The following is a 15,387-nucleotide window of genomic DNA, read 5'->3' as shown; positions in this document are numbered from 1 at the left end:
CGATGCCTGCTGCCGCCATACCTGTTACGGCTGCTGCGCGGCGGCCAGCGGGCGTTTTTTACGGCGCAATTTATCCATCATTAAATAGACCACCGGCGTGGTGTAGAGCGTCAGCAACTGGCTCATCACCAGCCCGCCGGCAATGGTAATCCCCAGCGGCTGACGCAGCTCTGCGCCGTCGCCGCTGGTCAGCACCAGCGGCAGCGCGCCAAACAGCGCCGCCAGCGTCGTCATCATAATCGGCCGGAAGCGCAACAGGCACGCCTGGAAAATCGCCTCGCGCGCGCTGAGCTGGCCGTTGCGCTCTGCCTCCAGCGCAAAATCGACCATCATGATGGCGTTCTTTTTCACGATACCGATCAGCAGCAGAATACCGATCAGCGCAATCAGGCTGAAGGGCGTATCGAACAGCTCCAGCGCCAGCAGTGCACCGACACCCGCCGAGGGCAGGGTAGAGAGGATCGTCAGCGGATGGACATAGCTCTCATAGAGGATCCCCAGCACGATATAGACTGCCGCAATCGCCGCCAGCATCAGCCAGAGCTGATTGCTTTGCGACTGCTGAAACACCTGCGCCGTACCGGCAAAGCTGCCGCGCACGCTGGAGGGCACGCCAATCGCGGTCATGGTGCGTTCAATTGCCTCCGACGCCTGCGACAGCGACACCCCTTCCGGCAGGTTAAATGAAATGGTCGAGGCGGCAGACAGCCCTTCATGGTTGACCGAGAGCGGCGCATTTGCGGGCTGCCAGTGGGCAAACCACGACAGCGGAATCGCTTTACCTTCGCTGTTTATCACGAACATCTGCGACAGGGCACTGATATCCTGGGTGTAGCGCGGATCGACCTCCATCACCACTTTGTACTGGTTAAGCGGCTGATAGATGGTGGAGATCTGACGCTGACCAAAGGCGTTATTCAGCAGGGCATTGGCCTGAGAGACATCGATGCCAAGCCGCGCCATACTTTCCCGGTCATAGGTCAGCGCCATTTCGCTGCCTTTATCCTGCTGATCGGAGTTCACATCCGCCAGCTGTGGCAGGGCAGAGAACGCCTGACGGATTTTTGGCTCCCACTCACGCAGGGCGTTAAGGTCGTCCGACAGCAGGGAATATTGATAACCGGCATTCGATTCCCGACCGCCGACGCGCAGATCCTGCACCGCATTCAGATAGAGACTCGCCCCGGGTTCTTTCGCCAGCTTATTGCGCAGGCGGGCGATAATCTCCACTGCGCTCTCTTTCCGCTCCGACAGCGGCTTCAGCGAGATAAACATGGAGCCGCTGTTGGTACGCATCCCGCCGGTGAAGCCCACCACGCTCTCTACCGCCGGATCGGCCCCGACGATCTCCATAAAATCCTGCAGCTTACTGCGCATCGCCTGAAACGAAATGCTCTGGTCGGCAGAGATGAAACCGGAAAGTCGTCCGGTATCCTGCTCCGGCATAAAGGTTTTTGGAATATGAACAAACAGCCAGCCGGTCAGGACGATGGTGGCGAAAAACAGCACCATCACCCAGCGCGCATGGTTCAGTACCACGCTAAGCGAGCGGCCATAGCCCTGCTGGATCGCCATCAGCAACCGGCCCGCGCCGCGCTGACGCGGCTGGCTGCGCGGCGCGTGCGGCTTCAGCAGATAGGCACACATCACCGGCGTCAGGGTGACCGAGATAAACAGCGAGATGACGATAGCCACCGACAGCGTAATGGCAAATTCTGAGAAGAAGCGGCCAATCAGTCCGCCGATCATCAGCAGCGGCAGGAACACGGCAATCAGTGACAGGCTCATCGACAACACGGTAAAGCCGACTTCCCGTACCCCTTTCAGCGCGGCGGCCAGCGGCTTCATGCCCGCTTCCACGTGTCGGGCAATGTTCTCCAGCACCACAATCGCATCATCCACCACAAAGCCGGTGGCGATGGTCAGCGCCATCAGCGACAGATTGTTGAGGCTGAAGCCACACAGGTACATCGCGGCAAAGGTGCCGATCAGCGAAACCGGCACCGCAACGGCGGGGATCAGCGTGGCGCGGCCCGAACGCAGGAAAACAAACACTACCAGAATCACCAGCGCCACGGCGATCACCAGCGACTGCTCCACCTCATGCAGCGAGGCGCGAATGGTGGGTGAGCGATCCTGAGCGATCTGCAGATCGATGGCGGCCGGGATCACCTCATGCAGCAGCGGCATTTCGGCGCGGATGCGGTCCACCGTATCGATGACGTTGGCTTCAGGCGTTTTGCGGATCAGCAGCAGCACCGCCGGTTTACCGCGCGACATCCCTGCGTTGCGTACGTCCTGCACTGAATCTTCGACTGTCGCCACATCCGACAGCCTGACCGCCGCGCCGTTGTTGTAATGCACTATCAGCGGCTGATACTCACTGGCGGTCTGCAGCGCGTCATTGGTACGCAACTGCCAGCGCTGCTGCGAATCATCCAGTGCGCCCTGCGGCCGTCGCTGATTGGCGTTGGAAATGGCGGTGCGCACTGCATCCAGCGAGACGCCCTGATTAAACAGCGCCTGTGGATTCAGGGCCACGCGGACCGCAGGCAGCGAGCTGCCACCCACGGTGACGTCGCCCACGCCCTCAATCTGTGACAGTTTCTGCGCCAGCTGGGTCGAGGCGTAATCGTAGAGCTGACCCGGATTATAGGTATCCGAAGTCAGCGTCATGATCATAATCGGCGAATCTGAAGGGTTCACTTTGCGATATGTCGGGCGCGACGGCATCCCGGTAGGCAGCAGGCTTTGCGCCGCGTTAATCGCGGCCTGGACATCGCGCGCGGCTCCGTTGATGTCGCGATCAAAGTCAAACACCAGAATGATGCGGGTGCTGCCCAGCGAACTGGTTGAGGTCATTTCACTGACGCCCGCGATGCGTCCCAGCGAGCGCTCCAGTGGCGTGGCCACCGACGACGCCATGATCTCCGGCGCGGCACCCGGCAGCGAAGCCGAGATAACGATCACCGGAAAATCAACCTGCGGCAGCGGCGCCACCGGCAGCAGCCGGAAACCCAGCATCCCCGCCAGTGCGATGGCCAGCGTCAGCAGGGTAGTGGCGACGGGCCGGTTGATGAACAGGGCAAAGAACTTCACTCTGCGGCCTCCGTGCGGGCAAAGCGGCGGCGGGTAGCGTGCGCCAGTCGATCAAACAGCAGGTAGATCACCGGGGTGGTAAACAGGGTCAGCACCTGGCTCAGAATCAGCCCGCCGACCATGGCAATCCCCAGCGGATGACGCAGTTCGGCACCGACGCCGGTGCTGAGCATCAGCGGCAGCGCGCCGAGCAGTGCGGCCAGCGTGGTCATCAGAATCGGGCGGAAGCGCAGCAGGCAGGCCTGATAAATGGCATCAACAGGCTTCATACCCTGTTCACGTTCGGCCGCCAGCGCAAAGTCGATCATCATGATGGCGTTCTTTTTCACGATGCCGATCAGCAGGATGATGCCGATTATCGCCACGATATCCAGCTCATTGCCGCTGAGCATCAGCGCCAGCAGCGCGCCGACACCCGCTGTGGGCAGCGTTGAGAGAATCGTGATGGGGTGAATAAAGCTCTCATAAAGCACGCCCAGCACGATGTACATCGCCACAATAGCCGCCACAATCAGCCAGACGGTGCTGCTCAGCGCCGCCTCAAACGCCAGCGTGCTGCCCTGGAACTGCGTCATCAGCTCTGCGGGCATGCCAAGCTCGGCTTCAGCCTGCGACACCGCTTTCACCGCATCTTCCAGCGAATAGCCGTCAGCCACGTTGAAGGAGAAGGTCGCCGACGGGAACTGGTCGAGATGATTAATGCTGAGCGGCGTGTTGCGCTGTTCAATGCGGGCAATGGCGCTCAGTGGTACGCTGCCGCCGTCGCTGCTGTTAAGGCGAATCGCCTCCAGGCTCTCCATGCCTGGAGTGGCACTATTGTCCTGCTCCAGCACCACCCGATACTGGTTCGCCTGGGTATAAATGGTGGAGATGAGCCGCTGACCGAAGGCGTTGTACAGCGCGTTATCGACATCCGCCATGCTGATGCCGAGGCGGCTGGCGCTGTCGCGGTCCACTTTGACATAGGCTTCCAGTCCCTGATCCTGCCAGTCACTGCTGACATCGCGCAGCTGTGGCAGGGTGCTGAGCCGGGTCAGCAGCGCCGGAACCCAGGTGCTGAGTGAAGACAGTGAACCCGATTGCAGCGTGAACTGATAGGGCGTGCGGCTCGCCTGGGTATCGATGGTGAGATCCTGCACCGCCTGCAGCCACAGCTGCACGCCCGGTACCTCACTGACCTGCTGTTGCAGGCGCTGCTGAATGGCAGGAATACGGTCGTCGCGTTGATCCAGCGGTTTGAGGTTGATCTGCAGACGCGCGCTGTTCAGCGAGGCATTGGTGCCATCCACGCCGACAAACGAAGTCATGCTCTCCACCGCCGGATCTTTCATGATGATGGAGGCGACGTCGCGGGTGCGCTGCGCCATGCTGGCATAGGAGACTGACTGCGGTGCCTGCAGCGTGCCCTGAATAATGCTGTTGTCCTGCTGCGGGAAAAAGCCTTTCGGGATGATCATCCACAGCAACAGCGTCAGCACCAGGGTGCCAAGCGCCACCGACAGCGTTAGCCAGGGATGATTAAGTACCCGTTTCAGGCCGCGGCCATAGGCGGCCACGATACGATCAAACATCGCTTCGCTGGCCCGCGAAAAGCGGTTCTGTTTGCGCAGCGACTCCGCGCTCAGCATCCTGGCGCACATCATCGGCGTCAGGGTTAGTGAGACCACCGCTGAAATCAGAATCGCCACCGCCAGCGTCACGGCAAATTCGCGGAACAGACGGCCGATCACGTCGCCCATAAACAGCAGCGGGATCAGGACCGCAATCAGCGAGAAGGTGAGGGAGATGATGGTAAAGCCGATCTCGCCGGCACCTTTCAGCGCGGCGGTCAGCGGCTTTTCCCCTTTCTCGATATAGCGTGAGATGTTCTCAATCACCACGATGGCATCATCGACCACAAAGCCGGTGGCGATGGTCAGCGCCATCAGCGTCAGGTTGTTAATTGAAAAGCCGAGGAAGTACATCGCCGCAAAGGTGCCGATCAGCGACAGAGGCACCGCAACCGCCGGGATCAGCGTGGCGGGCACATTGCGCAGAAACAGATAGATGATCATCACCACCAGCGCCATCGCCAGCATCAGCTCATACTGCGTGTCGTTGACCGAAGCACGAATATTGGTGGTGCGGTCGGTGAGCAGTTTAACCTCCACCGACTTCGGCAGGGCTGCGGTCAGGGCGGGCAACATGGCACGGATATTATCTGCTGTGGCGATGATATTGGCACCAGGCTGACGCTGAACGTTGAGCACAATCGCCGCATCGCGGTTGGCCCAGGCGCCGAGCCAGCTGTTTTCTGCTCCCTGTTCTATGGTCGCCACGTCGCCAAGACGCACCGGTGCGCCGTTTTTGTAGCTGATAATCAGCTGGCGATAATCCTCCGCTGATTTCATCTGATCATTGGCTGACAGGGTAACTGAGCGGGTCGGACCATCCAGGCTGCCTTTGGCCGAATTTACGTTGGCATTGCTGATGGCGGTCCGCACCGTTTCGCTGGTCAGACCCAGCGCAGCCAGCGCCTGCGCATTCATTTTCACCCGCACCGCCGGACGCTGACCGCCCGATAGCGTCACCAGTCCGACGCCGCTGACCTGAGAGATTTTCTGCGCCACCCGCGTTTCCACCATGTCCTGCACCTGCGTCAGCGGCATGCTGCGCGTGGTGACGGCAAGCGTCATGATCGGTGGATCGGCAGGATTCACTTTGCTGTAGACCGGCGGATTAGGCAGGTCGTTGGGCAGCAGGTTAGTGGCGGAGTTAATGGCAGCCTGCACCTCCTGCTCTGCGACATCCAGCGGTAGCGTCAGCTGGAACTGCAGCGTCACCACCGAGGCACCGCCGGAGCTTTGTGACGCCATCTGTTTCAGGCCAGACATCTGACCAAACTGGCGCTCAAGCGGCGCGGTGATGGAGGAGGTGACCACATCCGGGCTGGCACCCGGATAGAGCGTGACGACCTGGATCGTCGGATAGTCGACTTCCGGCAGCGCCGAGACCGGCAGGAAGCGGTAGCCCAGCACCCCGGCCAGCAGGATCGCAATCATCAACAGCGTGGTGGCGACCGGCCGCAGGATAAACTGGCGTGACGGTCCGCCACTATGATCGGGAGGCATGACCTGCATTACTCACGCTCTCCTTTTGACGGCAGGGTGGCGCGGGTAGCGCGCGGTGCGTTGCTCTGCGGCGCGACCACCTCGACTTTTGCGCCTTCCGTGAGGCGATCCAGCCCATCGGTCACGACACGTTCGCCCGCCTCCAGACCGGCGCTGACCACCACTTTCTCGCTATCCTGCAAGCCGGCAATCACGCTTTTCTTGCTGACCTTGTTGTCACTGTTAACCACCCAGACAAAGTTGCCTTCGTTGCCCATCTGCAGCGCGGCAGGTGGGATAACAATCGCATCCTGCAGGGTGTTGACCTTCAGCCGCACATTCACGAACTGATTGGGGAACAGCGTGTCGTCCTGATTATCAAAACGCGCTTTAATTTTGATGGTGCCGGTGGTGACATCAATCTGGTTATCGAGGCTTAGCAGTTTGCCGCTGGCGATCAGATTCTGATTACTGCGATCCCAGGCCTCCACCAGCAGCGATTCACCGCTTTTCTGCGCCTTGAGAATGGAACTGATGCTGTTCTCAGCCAGGGTAAAAACCACATCAATCGGGTGCGTCTGGGTGATCACCACGATACCGGTGGTGTCGCCGCTGGTGACGTAGTTGCCGACGTCCACCTGTTTCAGCCCGACCCGGCCGGCAATCGGTGCGGTGATCCGGCTGTAGGTAAGATTGAGCTGCGCACTGGCGACGCTTCCCTCATCCGCTTTCAGCGTGCCGAGCGTTTCACTGACCAGTGAGCGCTGGGTATCCAGCTCCTGTTGCGACACCAGCGAGTTTTTTGCCAGCTTCTCGAAGCGCGCCAGGTCACGACGGGCGTTGGCTAGCGTCGCCTGATCTTTCGCCAGCTGGCCCTGCGCCTGCGTTAACGCCACCTGATAAGGCCGCGGGTCGACTTCTGCCAGTAGCTCGCCCGCTTTTACCTGCTGCCCTTCGGTGAAGTGGATTGCCAGCAGATCGCCATTGACCCGGCTGCGCACCGTTGCCGTGTTAGCCGCGGTCACCGTACCCAGTCCACTCAGATAGTGCGGCACGCTCTGGCTGGTGGCCGTAGCGGCCTGAACCGGCGCGAGGGGACGACGGGCGCCATCACCGCCGCCTTTGCCGCCACGTGGCGCAGGTGCGTCACTCTGACTGCTGCTCTGCGGCTGGGCATGGCGCTGCCAGGCATAATAGCCGCCAGCGGCCACGGCGATCAGGGCCAGCACGATAAGGGTTTTCTTCATAACAGGATGTCGGGTGCTCATGATTGTTGGTGCTCTCCAGCAGTGACGTAGTCCCAGGCGCAGGCATCAAATGGGTAGCCTGCAAATGACAGAGTGTAGCCGCCTCTGACGGGCAGAAGTTGAAGGAAATAAGGATATCTGTCAGGGCGGGGTAATTATGCCTGTTCTTTCATTAATCGCATCACAATCGTCATAAAGCCGTGAAATCACTTTGCTATGCTGAAAGACAGACGGTTTTTTCAGGCAAATAAGGAGCAGGAAATGAGTCAGAATCAAACCCGGCAGTTGGGTGACAGTGGTATCGCGGTGCCGTTGCTGACGTTTGGCGGCAACGTGTTTGGCTGGACAGTGGATCAAACCACCTCCTTTTCTCTGCTGGATGCGCTGGTGGATCGAGGCCTGTGGTTTATCGATACCGCCGACGTCTATTCCCGCTGGGCACCGGGCAATAAAGGCGGTGAATCGGAAACCATTATGGGTGAATGGCTGAAAAAAAGCGGCAAACGCGACCAGATCGTGCTGGCAACCAAGGTTGGCATGGAATTGTCGCCGGAGAAAACCGGGCTGAAACCGCAATATATCCGTCAGGCAGTTGAAGATTCACTGCGCCGGTTGCAGACCGACTATATCGATCTCTACCAGGCGCACCGCGACGATCAGGATACGCCGCTGGCGGAAACCCTGAGCGCCTTCGACAGCCTGATCAGAGAGGGCAAAGTGCGGGCGATTGGTGCTTCCAATTACAGCGCGGCACGGCTGCAGGAGGCGTTGCAGGTCAGTGAAACGCAGGGGCTGGCGCGCTATGAAACCCTGCAACCTGAATACAACCTTTATGACCGCCAGCCCTATGAATCGGAGCTGGAGCCGGTGGTGATGGCGCAGGGGCTGGGCGTTATTAACTACTATTCACTCGCCAGCGGCTTTCTCAGTGGCAAATACCGCGAGGCGGCGGATGCCGGTAAAAGCGCGCGCGGTCAGGGTGTCGTAGATAAATACCTTAACCCGCGCGGTTTGCGGATCCTGGACGCGCTGGATGCTATCAGCGAAGCGCATCAGGTGACGCCGACGCAGGTGGCGCTGGCCTGGCTGATCGCCCGTCCCGGCATCACCGCACCGATTGTCAGTGCCACCTCGCTGAAACAGCTCGACGATCTGAGTGGCGCGATGCAGCTGACGCTGACCCCGGCGCAGATTGAACAACTGAATCAGGCAAGCCAGTAAACACAAGGGGCGATAGCGCCCCTTTTTTACGCTGCACCTGTCAAAAAATACGCACCCCGCCCAGAGAATAACCAATCAGCGATCCCGATCACAAATGCGTTAATAAACGGATGTTACGGGTAATTATGCGCACGTATTTACAAAAAACAGAGGTTATCCAGCACTATCCTCTGCGCGTCATTTTCCGTAACTTACATAAGAATAAGCAAGATGAAAAACAGAAAAGCAGAGCAGCGTTTCCCGCTGCGCCGTGTGGCAACCGGCACCCTGATCCTGGCCATGTTTTCCGCGCAGGCGTTGGCCGCTGACGCCCTGAGTCCGGACTCCGAATGGATGTTTGGTGACTGGGGCGGGTACCGAACGCAGCTGCAGGACGACGGCATTAAGTTTGACGTTAACTACACCATGGAAAGCGCCGCGAATTTAGGCGGCGGGGCAGATACCAATACCACCATGCGCTACAGCGATCAGTGGTCGTTCGGCACCAATTTCGATCTGCAGAAGCTGCTGGACTGGCAGGATGCCGAGTTCCAGATGACCGTGACCAGTCGTAACGGACAGAATCTTTCTGAACAGGTCGCGGATCAACGCACCGGTATGCTCTCCTCGGTGCAGGAGGTTTACGGTCGCGGCCAGACCTGGCGTCTGACCCAGTTCTGGTTACGCAAAGGATTGTTTAACGATGTGGTCGATGTGAAAGCCGGGCGGGTGACGGTAGGGGAAGACTTCGATAACTTCGATGGCAATCTGTTCCAGAACCTGGCTCTGGGCAGCGGGCAGGCGGGTAACTGGCGCGGCGATCGCTGGTTTAACTGGCCGGTCTCGCAGTGGGGCGGCCGGGTGAAATTCAATATCACGCCGGACGTTTTCTTCCAGGTCGGTTTCTATAATCAGAACCGCGCTAACTACGATCGCGGTGATGGCTTCCGTCTGGATACCAGCAATTCAGAAGGGAATCTGGTGCCGGTCGAACTGGGCTGGAAACCGACCTTCGGGCCGGAGAGATTACCGGGTAACTACCGCATCGGCTATTACTATTCCTCGGTGGATGGCGATGTTTATGGCAGCTGGCGCAACGGCGGCTATCAGGATCAGGCCCATTCCTATGGCGGCTATCTGCTGTTACAGCAACAGCTGACCGCGCAGGATGGCGATGTGAATCGCGGTCTGGGCGTGCGGGTGCAGGCGGTGATGAACGATCACAAGACCTCAAAGACCGACAACTATCAGTCTATTGCGTTTACCTGGACAGGACCGTTTGATGCTCGTCCTCAGGATGAGATCGGCGTGGGCGCATCACGTGTTCATGTGAACAGCGACTATACCCGCTCACTGCGTCAGCAGAATCAGGCTAATGGCGAGAGCCGCTTTGACAGCCCGACCTATCTGCCGATTCAGGAAGGTTCAGAGTACAACTATGAGGTTTACTACAACGCCAAAGTAACTAACTGGATGTCACTGCGACCTAACCTGCAGTATGTGGTTGCACCAGGCGCAGTCAGTGAAGTGAAAGATGCGTTTATCGGCGGTATCAGCGCCAATATTGCATTCTGATTTTCCGGGCGAGCGAGCCGCAGTGCGGGCCAGCGCACCTCTGCTGCTGCCGGGCCGTCCTCGCGCCGCTCACGCGGTACCTTCGGCTTTGACGTCGTGCCGACGAACCGTTCGGGGATCGGCCCTCTCTGGCCGGCCCCGAACTGTCCACGCTTCCCGGCGTGGACTTCTGGCCAACCGTCACGCCTCAGCGCTGCGGATAGCCCTTTCAGCAGCAGAGGCGCTCAGGCCTTCACCATCGTGCCCTTTCTGACAACATGCACTCAAGCTTCAGAGCAGGCCCGGCACCAGACTGCGTTATCACCTGTCGCTTAACTGACTGGCATTACACCCTCAGGTGCCGTTTTTTTATTGCAGCGCAGCGTAAAGCAGAATTAACGGAACATCACTTCCGCCCAGCGGGCCAGCCCAGCGGTGACGGAGGCGAAATCATCGCCGCCCGCAATCGGTGTATCCGGCAGCGTCTGCTGCAGCGCCGCGCGCAGCAACGGCGAACGCGCACTGCCGCCGGTCAGGTAAATCACATCAGGCTTAATCTGGCTGGTGGCCAATGCCAGCTGCACCTGTTCCAGAATTTTCTCCAGCGGCTGACTGATAGCGTCCTGCAGCTGATCCACTCCAATCTCTGTCTCTAATTCGGCGGCAATAAAGTCGAGGGAAGCGGTATGCGCCGGGCTGGCTGACAGCGCAATCTTGCTCTCTTCCGCTGCGCGCACCAGGCGATAACTGAGCTTCTGCTGCCACACTTTCAGCAGGCGAGCCACCACGTCACCCTGTTCCGCATCACGCACTAAATCCCGCAGCCACTTTCCGCAGGCGGGACTGTAAAAGTCACTTTGTGCCGGAACATCATTGATGGCGATCGCATTCCACCACGGCAGCGCAGGCAGGGCGGTGCCTTTCTGAGTGTTACCTCCCAGACCGAGTAGCGGCATCAGGGTCTTAAACGTCAGCATGATGTCCAGGTCGTTACCGCCGACACGGCAACCGCTGTGGCCCAGCAGGCTTTCACGGCGGTCAGCTTTATCACGCCACTTCGGCCCCATCAGCAACATTGAGCAGTCGGTAGTACCACCGCCAATATCCACTACCAGTACCCGCGTCTCCTGCTGCAGCGTGGCTTCGAAATCGAGTCCGGCCGCTACCGGTTCGAACTGAAACTCTACGTCGCGGAAACCGGCGCGGTGGGCGGCGCGCAGCAGAATACCTTCAGCCTGCTGGTTAGACTCTTCACTGCCTAAACCCTGGAAGTTGACCGGTCGGCCGATTACCGCCTGATCGATAGCCTGATCAAGCTGGCTTTCACCCTGCTTGCGGATGTGCAGCATCATGGCGCAGACCAGATCTTCAAACAGGGCAATCTGCTGTGGCTTCAGGCCAGTAGCACCGAGGAATGATTTGGGGGGATTTAACGAACCAGACATCTTCGGGATCGACCATATAGTGCTGCAGCGCGGTAAGGCCAAACTGCACGCTATTGGGCTGGACGTCGATATCTTCTTCGCGGTTATATCGCAGCGCGCGCTGCAGCAGCGCCGTGGTTTCGCTGTCAGGTGTCGCGACCTGATGATGACGATAGAGCCATTCGCTGATCGACTCGCGGGTCGGCGCACAGATCATCGACGGCAGCAGGCGCTGATCATTTTCCAGCGTTAACAGACGTGGCGTGCCATTTTCGCTGACTGCAATAGAGCAGTTAGCCGTGCCGTAATCGAATCCTATGAACATTTTCGCCCCCCATGCCGGAAAAAAGGGGGCGACTTTAGCGCAGCTTCAGCAGGGTGGCAAGCGGGCAGCGCCGGAATTAACGAATAGCGAAGATGTGATCTTCAGCCAGTGAACGCAACGGCTGGCGCTCAGCCACGGCACTGCCCCAGACGCCATTAACATCAAGGTTAGCCAGGGTGCTGAGCAGGGCCGGTACCGAAACCGGACCGGCCAGCACCGAGATATTGCGCTGTGTGGCCTGGCCCTGAATGATGGTCAGCAGCATCTCATCCATCAGATTATTGTGAACGTTGGCAACCAGTTCAGGCGCCAGCACCAGATAATCGACCACCTCGTCACTCAGCAGATTGAAGGCATCCAGATTACGGCCAAAATGCTGCAATACGATGCGGCAGCCGCACTGCCGCAGTTGAAGCAGCGCGGCATAGAGCTGATCGCCCTGGCTCAGCACGCTGGCGGCAGGGAAAGCAAAACCACAGCCGCTGCTGGAGAGACCGGCAGCGACAAAGCGCTGACAGAGTTGCTGCACAAAGGCGGCATCACTCAGCACCTGGGCATTAAGCGGCAGAATCACCGGAATGCCTTTGTTATTGAGCCGCTGCACGTCGTGGCGGAAAAAAGCCTCAAGAATATTGTTATCCAGCCGGCGACGCAGCGTTTCATCAGGCAGGTTATTGCGTAACAGTGTCTCATCCAGCAGCAATCCGTCAGCGGTTAACAGCTGCACCTCAAGCAGCCAGATAAAGGCGGCCTGCGGCGTTTTTGGCGGGGCAACGGCCCAGGCGGGCAGTTCGATCTGCAGCGCATCAATCATCGCCGCATCCATGCCCTGATGGTTGCCCGACAGCGGTAAGCGATGCTGTTCGTAGACCACCAGCCGTCCGCGCCCGCTGCGTTTGGCGTTGTAACAGGCGATGTCCGCCTGCGAAAGCACGTCGCTGCTCTGACAGTTTTCTGCTGAAATCTGCGTCACGCCCGCGCTGGCACCGACCTGATAGAGGCGTCCCAGCCACTGGAACCGGTAATCATTTACCGCGGCGACAATGCGCTGCACCACATCATGTGCCTGTGCGATATCGCAATCGGGCATCAGTAGCGCAAACTCATCACCGCCCAGTCGCGCAAGGAAATCGCTGCTGCGCAGAGGGTGCTGCATCAGATCGGAGAGTTCGCGCAGTAACGCATCGCCTGCAGCATGCCCGGCGCTGTCATTGACCGCTTTAAACTTATCAAGGTCGATAAACACCAGCACGTGCTGATGCTGATGTTCAGCGGCATCAAACAGCAGACGCTTAAGCTGAAGTTCGAAGCTGGCGCGGTTAGGCAGACGGGTCAGGGTGTCATGCAGCGCGCTGTAGCTCAGGCGCTTCATCAGTTTGCGTGACTCACTCACATCCTGAATGACCATCACCGCCCCCTGTTCCAGACCCGCTTCTGAACGCAGCGGCGTGATGCTGTAGTGAATATCGATATGGCCGCCGTCCGGGGTATGCAGCACCAGATCTTCAGCGAGACCGGGGGTGACTTTTTCCGGCGGCAGCTGGCATAACAGCAAACTCTCTACCTCAGGGCCGTTACGTCCCTGCGTGATATGCAGCAGCTCACTCAGCGGCTGACCGGCGGCCTGCTCCTGCGACCAGCCACTCATTTTCTCCGCCACCGGGTTCATAAAGGCAACGCGCATCTCTTTATCGGTGCTGATGACCGCTTCGCCGATCGAATCCAGGGTGATCGCCATGCGCTCTTTCTCCTGAAACAGCGCCTCGTTAAGATTGCGTAGCGGCGTGATGTCCTGACAGATGCCCAGCATACGCTCAATGCGGCCTTCTTTACTCAGCAGCCGGTTGGCCTGAGTGCGCACCCAGCGATGTCCCTGGTCATCGACCACGCGGTACTCCATGTGAAACGCGCTGCGAAGCTCAATCGCCTGTTGCACCGTCAGTGCGGCATACTCGCGATCGGCGGGATGCAGCAGATGGATCCAGAGGTCATAGCTGGGTGACTCATGCGGGGCAAGACCAAACAGCGCGTACATGCGCTTGTCCCATAACATCTCGCCGGTCAGCAGGTTCCACTCCCATACGCCAATGCCACCCGCTTCGTTGGCCAGCGTAATACGCTCCATCAGCCGGCGATTCACCTGCTCGCTCTGCTTCAGCTCAGAGATATCGATAATCTGCGCAATAAAGTAGAGCGGTTCCTGGTTACCATCGCGCACCAGCGATACCGTCAGCCGCGCCCAGACAATCTCGCCATCTTTGCGGAAATAGCGCTTCTCAAAGGTGTAGGTATCAATCTCACCCGCCAGCAGTCGGTTCGCATGTTGCAAATCGAGGCTGAGATCGTCGGGATGGGTGATCTGCTGAAAGGTCAGCCGCTTCAGCTCCTCAGCCGGGTAGCCCAGGATCTGGCACAGCGAGCGGTTGACCTGCAACCAGCTGCCGTGGGGCGCCACCAGCGCCATCCCGATGGCGGAGTACTCCATGGCGTGACGGAAGCGGGTTTCACTGTCAGTGATATGGAGCTTTTCGCGCCGGAACGCATCCATCACCAGCGACATAATGTGACTGGGGATTAGCACCAGCAGGAACGGCAGCCAGCTGGAGACCGGGCCCAGCGCGCTGTTGTTGTTCACCACGGTGACCAGATCAAAGGCGAGCAGTATCGAGATAAAACTGGCGTTCAGGAAGAACAGCACGAACGCCTGCAGCTTGGGCAGGCGGACCGCGCACCAGAAGAGGATCACCACAATAAAGGTAAAGGGCCACGGCAAAAAGCGCAGCGCCAGATAACTGGCCCCGAGGGTGAGAAGAAGCGTCAGCAGAGCTTCGGCCAGGCGCAGATTGCTGAACCCCGTGCGACGCAGCGGCCACGGCAGAAGTAACAGCATCGGGCCTAACACCAGCATGCCGATGATTTCGGAGATCACCCAGGTATAAAAGAAGGGAAACGAGGCGTGGCCGCTGACCTGTAGCGTCCAGAGTGCCAGCAGGCCGCCGAGCACCGGCGTCACGATGCCCACCGACAGTACCATCCGTGCCCAGTCATGCAGTGAATCCAGCGGCGCGCGCCGATCCAGCAGGGCGCGCAGCAGCATGCCACCCACACCGGCCTGGATAAGATTGAGCAGGGCGAATTTAATGTTCGAGAGGGCAGGCCCGATGATGATGGCGTTAGCCCCGGCGGTGCCAAGCACGCAGGCTGTCAGCAGCAGCGGGAGCTGGCGTGACGGGCAGCGGAAAACCACGACGGTCATTAACGTAGTCGGAAACCAGAGCGGGGAGATTTTGCCGCTGACGACGATCAGTTCCAGACAGAAGAGTGTCAGGACAAACACCACGCAGCCAAGGAGCAGCGCCGAGAGCCAGCGGTTTGGCGTGCTATTTTGCGGGGACAGGATCTCTATCGTCATGCGGACTTCCGGCAGGGTGCAGCGCTCCACAATGGCG

At 59.2% G+C, this 15,387-nt stretch carries 6 protein-coding genes and 1 pseudogene; 2 read left to right on the top strand and 5 right to left on the bottom strand.

Translation table 11 applies throughout. The features are described from left to right. Positions 1–24: 24 nt before the first annotated feature. Genes mdtC through JNO11_RS12880 form a run of 3 tightly spaced genes read right to left on the bottom strand, consistent with a single transcriptional unit; the run spans position 25 to position 7,456 of the window. Positions 25–3,099, bottom strand: a complete 3,075-nt coding sequence (gene mdtC, locus JNO11_RS12890; protein WP_325177392.1) for a multidrug efflux RND transporter permease subunit MdtC — start codon at positions 3,097–3,099, stop codon at positions 25–27. Continuing rightward, positions 3,096–6,218 carry an MdtB/MuxB family multidrug efflux RND transporter permease subunit gene (locus tag JNO11_RS12885; protein WP_033788263.1) on the bottom strand — a complete coding sequence of 1,041 codons (3,123 nt, stop codon included), beginning with the start codon at positions 6,216–6,218 and terminating at the stop codon, positions 3,096–3,098. Before JNO11_RS12885 ends, mdtC begins: the two co-directional genes overlap by 4 nt. Beyond that, positions 6,218–7,456 (bottom strand): MdtA/MuxA family multidrug efflux RND transporter periplasmic adaptor subunit, encoded by a 1,239-nt coding sequence (locus tag JNO11_RS12880; protein WP_010248177.1) that lies wholly within the window; start codon positions 7,454–7,456, stop codon positions 6,218–6,220. Before JNO11_RS12880 ends, JNO11_RS12885 begins: the two co-directional genes overlap by 1 nt. A gap of 240 nt (positions 7,457–7,696) precedes the next feature. Between JNO11_RS12880 and JNO11_RS12875 the strand changes: the two genes are divergently transcribed. Together JNO11_RS12875 and JNO11_RS12870 are read left to right on the top strand one after the other, a co-directional pair. After that, complete coding sequence (locus JNO11_RS12875; RefSeq protein ID WP_325177391.1) at positions 7,697–8,656, top strand: aldo/keto reductase; 960 nt, start codon at positions 7,697–7,699, stop codon at positions 8,654–8,656. Between the two features lie 210 nt (positions 8,657–8,866). Beyond that, positions 8,867–10,210 carry a carbohydrate porin gene (locus JNO11_RS12870; protein ID WP_325177390.1) on the top strand — a complete coding sequence of 448 codons (1,344 nt, stop codon included), beginning with the start codon at positions 8,867–8,869 and terminating at the stop codon, positions 10,208–10,210. Between the two features lie 374 nt (positions 10,211–10,584). Here the strand turns inward: JNO11_RS12870 and yegD are convergent. Both yegD and JNO11_RS12860 read right to left on the bottom strand, forming a co-directional pair. Then, positions 10,585–11,938, bottom strand: a pseudogene (yegD, locus tag JNO11_RS12865) (molecular chaperone). A 76-nt stretch (positions 11,939–12,014) separates the two neighbouring features. Next, positions 12,015–15,350: a diguanylate cyclase gene (locus JNO11_RS12860; protein ID WP_325177389.1), complete on the bottom strand. Its 3,336-nt coding sequence runs from the start codon at positions 15,348–15,350 to the stop codon at positions 12,015–12,017. Positions 15,351–15,387 lie beyond the last annotated feature (37 nt).

This window comes from Pantoea sp. 1B4 (assembly GCF_016925765.1).
Lineage (GTDB): Bacteria > Pseudomonadota > Gammaproteobacteria > Enterobacterales > Enterobacteriaceae > Pantoea > Pantoea agglomerans.
The sequence above is the reverse complement of the archived record's forward strand: the minus strand, read 5'-3'. Positions and strand labels throughout refer to the sequence as shown.

Excerpts from the sequence above, each read along its gene's own strand:
- JNO11_RS12870 (WP_325177390.1), top strand. The coding sequence starts at position 8,867 with ATGAAAAACAGAAAAGCAGAGCAGCGTTTCCCGCTGCGCCGTGTGGCA.
- JNO11_RS12875 (WP_325177391.1), top strand. The coding sequence starts at position 7,697 with ATGAGTCAGAATCAAACCCGGCAGTTGGGTGACAGTGGTATCGCGGTG.
- JNO11_RS12860 (WP_325177389.1), bottom strand. The coding sequence starts at position 15,350 with ATGACGATAGAGATCCTGTCCCCGCAAAATAGCACGCCAAACCGCTGG.
- JNO11_RS12885 (WP_033788263.1), bottom strand. The coding sequence starts at position 6,218 with ATGCAGGTCATGCCTCCCGATCATAGTGGCGGACCGTCACGCCAGTTT.
- JNO11_RS12880 (WP_010248177.1), bottom strand. The coding sequence starts at position 7,456 with ATGAGCACCCGACATCCTGTTATGAAGAAAACCCTTATCGTGCTGGCC.